The sequence below is a fragment of the Amycolatopsis sp. H20-H5 genome (assembly GCF_035828755.1).
Classification (GTDB): domain Bacteria; phylum Actinomycetota; class Actinomycetes; order Mycobacteriales; family Pseudonocardiaceae; genus Amycolatopsis.
This window is the reverse complement of sequence record NZ_JAYMZS010000143.1, coordinates 17,316-20,317: the sequence shown is the minus strand read 5'-3', so window position 1 is coordinate 20,317 and position 3,002 is coordinate 17,316. Positions and strand designations below refer to the sequence as shown.

Below are 3,002 nucleotides of genomic sequence, written 5' to 3'. Positions count from 1 at the left end.
GGGTGGTCGCGGCCGTGGCACTGGCCGGGCTGATCGCCGGGCTTGCCGTAGCCTTCGCGCCCGAACCGGGCGACGGACGGCCTGAGCGGTTCGCGGGGATGGCCGCGCGGCTGGCTGTCGCCGTGACCTGCGCGACGGCGTTCGGCCTGTACGTCGTGCCCGCTCAGCCTGGCCCGGCCGCGGCGGGGCTGCTGGTCGTCGTCGCGGCGGCGGACCTCGGCGGGGTGCGGCTGCCGGACCTCGCGGCCAGGTGGGTCACCGCCGTGCTGCTCGTCGCGGCCGTCGTGCTCGTCGTGCTGTGCTTCGCCATCGCGCCGGTCACCCCATCCGCGGGTTGGACGGTGCCGAACCTGCCGGGGCTGGCGCTGGCGACGCTGGTGCTGATCCCGTTCCTGCTGCCCAGGGGGCAGGACCGCCCACGGTTGCGGACCGGCGCGTTGCTCGTCGTCGCGCTGGCGGTGGCGATCGCCGCGCTCCACCAGCTCGGGCCGGTCCGGCTCGGGCTTTCGGCCACTTCGTTCGAGGACGTGCTCGCCGCCGCGGACGCTGCCGTGCTGCTGCCGCTGCTCACGGTCGTCGTGGTGCTCGCGACGGTGCCCGCTGCGCTGGACGCGTTCACCGAGGCCCGCGCCCGGATTTCGCCGGAGCGCGGCTGGGTGACGGTGGTGTGCGGGCTCGTCGCCGCGGCCCTCGCGGCGTTCGCCGGGCCCGTGGCCGCACTGATCGCCGCCGGGCTCTGTGCCGTCGTCGAGCTGCTGCTGCGCCACCTCGCTCCTCGGTACGGTGAACGGCGTGACTGAGCCGCACTGGCGACCGGGCCAGACTGTCGTCGAGCGTTTCCTCCGACCCGACGGGAGCGTCGGCCAGCACCACCCGCTGCGCGTCGTGGCCGACGACGGGAACGTCCTGCTCGGCTGGATCCCGGCGGGAACCCCGATCATCGGCAGCAGGCTGGCCGACGGCCGCCGGATGCACGAGGTCCCACTCGGTGAGCGGTTCCGCATCCCGCGGATCAGGGTGCCGGACGTCTGGCGCGGGACGTCGACGTTGCGCCGCGTCGCCGACGACGAATGGTCCTCGGTCTGGTGGTTCTTCGAGCCCGGCGGCCGGTTCCGCGACTGGTACGTCAACCTCGAGGTGCCGAGGGGCCGCACGCAGGCGGGCCCCGACCGGATCGACGGCATCCTGGACGTCGTGGTCGAGCCCGGGGGCGCCTGGCGCTGGAAGGACGAGGACGAGGCCGCGGAGGCCGTGCTCGCCGGACGGCTCACCACCGCCGAGCTCGCGAAGCTGCGGGCCGAGGGGGAACGGGTCGGGGAGCTGGCCGAACGCGGGGCCTACCCCTTCGACGGCACCAGGACGGACTTCAGGCCGGACCCGGGCTGGCCGGTTCCGGAACTGCCCGGCGGGCTGCTCTGAGTCGTCAGCCGACGAGCAGGAGCAGGGCCACCGCGAGCGCGATGTTGATCCCGGCAAGCACGAGCACCGAGCGGGCCGACAGCGCGGGCGGGAAGACCTTGCCCTGGACGCGGCTCCACCAGTAGATGCCGAAACCGGCGGCGACGAGGCCGAGGAACGCGCCGAACCCGCTGTCCACCAGCGCCCAGCCGACCATCATGAGCAGGCCGGAGCCGAAGGTGAGCAGCAGTGCGGCCGCGAACGTCTTCACATCCCCCGAGACGCCGGACTTGCCGGTGTTCACACGGGCTGGCTGTGCGGGGTTGTAGGTCACCAGCCCATCCTAGAGCGGACCGGCCGGGCATGCCGGGACCACGCCGGGCCGACGACAAGTGGACGTCCGACTAACGCGCGTCCGACCAAACGTTTATCGTCTAACCCATGACGACAGCGACGCAGTTCACCCATCTCCCGCACCCGAGCCCCGCGAGCCCGGACCGCGTCGCGGAAGTACTGGCGAGCCCGGGTTTCGGTACCTATTTCACCGACCACATGGTCACCGTGAAATGGTCCGCCGAGAAGGGGTGGCACGACGCCACCGTCGGACCCTACGCGCCGTTCACCCTCGACCCCGCGACCTCCGTGCTGCACTACGGCCAGGCCATCTTCGAGGGTCTCAAGGCCTACCGCCAGCCGGACGGCACGATCGCGTCGTTCCGCCCCGACGCCAACGCCCGCCGCTTCCAGGACTCGGCCGAGCGCCTCGCGATGCCGAAGCTGCCGGAGGAGATCTTCCTCGACTCGATCCGCGAGCTGCTCGCCGTGGACGAGCGCTGGATCCCGACGAAGCAGGGCGAGTCCCTCTACCTGCGCCCGTTCATGATCTCCACCGAGACCGGCCTCGGCGTCAACCGCCCGGCGGGCGAGTACCTCTACGCGCTGATCGCGTCCCCGGCGGGCCCGTACTTCAGCGGCGGCATCAAGCCGGTCAGCGTGTGGTTGTCCACGGAGTACGTCCGCGCGGCGCCCGGCGGCACCGGCTTCGCCAAGTGCGCGGGCAACTACGCGGCCTCGTTCGTCGCGCAGGCGCAGGCCGTGGAGAAGGGCTGTGACCAGGTGGTCTGGCTCGACGCCATCGAGCGGCGCTGGGTCGAGGAAATGGGCGGGATGAACCTGTTCTTCGTCTTCGGCTCCGGCGCGGACGCCCGCGTGGTCACCCCGGAGCTGACCGGCTCCCTGCTGCCGGGCGTGACCCGGAAGTCCTTGCTGCAGCTGGCCAAGACGTTCGGCCACCCGGTCGACGAGCGTCGGATCTCCACCGAGGAGTGGGAGAAGTCGGCGGCGTCGGGCGAGCTGACCGAGGTGTTCGCCTGCGGCACGGCCGCGGTCATCACCCCGGTCGGGCACGTCAAACACTCGAACGGCGAGTTCTCCATCAGCGGCGGGGTCGCGGGCGAGTTGACGATGAAGCTGCGCGAAGAGCTGACCGGCATCCAGGAGGGCCACCGCCCCGACGCCGAGGGCTGGATGCACACCTTCGCTTGATCCCGCCGTAACTCCGAAGTGTCATGAAAGGGTCGTTCAGGGCAAAAATTGCCCTGAAC

The 3,002-nt window shown here is 71.7% G+C and carries 4 protein-coding genes; 3 read left to right on the top strand and 1 reads right to left on the bottom strand.

Annotation, left to right across the window (positions count from 1 at the left end):
* A partial coding sequence (locus tag QMK34_RS41635; RefSeq protein ID WP_326420337.1) for a hypothetical protein occupies nucleotides 1-800 on the top strand: 800 nt, incomplete at its 5' end.
* The gene (locus QMK34_RS41630; protein ID WP_326420336.1) at nucleotides 793-1,419 is read left to right on the top strand and encodes a DUF402 domain-containing protein; all 627 of its coding nucleotides are present in this window, start codon (nucleotides 793-795) and stop codon (nucleotides 1,417-1,419) included. The genes QMK34_RS41635 and QMK34_RS41630, both read left to right, overlap by 8 nt.
* 4 nt (nucleotides 1,420-1,423) lie before the next feature.
* Here the strand turns inward: QMK34_RS41630 and QMK34_RS41625 are convergent, their stop codons facing one another.
* Nucleotides 1,424-1,732 (bottom strand): hypothetical protein, encoded by a 309-nt coding sequence (locus QMK34_RS41625; protein ID WP_326420335.1) that lies wholly within the window; start codon nucleotides 1,730-1,732, stop codon nucleotides 1,424-1,426.
* Nucleotides 1,733-1,839: 107 nt separating this feature from the next.
* Here QMK34_RS41625 and QMK34_RS41620 point away from each other — a divergent pair, with 107 nt between their 5' ends.
* Entirely contained in the window at nucleotides 1,840-2,943 is a 1,104-nt protein-coding gene (locus tag QMK34_RS41620) for a branched-chain amino acid aminotransferase (RefSeq protein ID WP_326420334.1), read from the top strand.
* The last annotated feature ends 59 nt before the right edge of the window (nucleotides 2,944-3,002 follow it).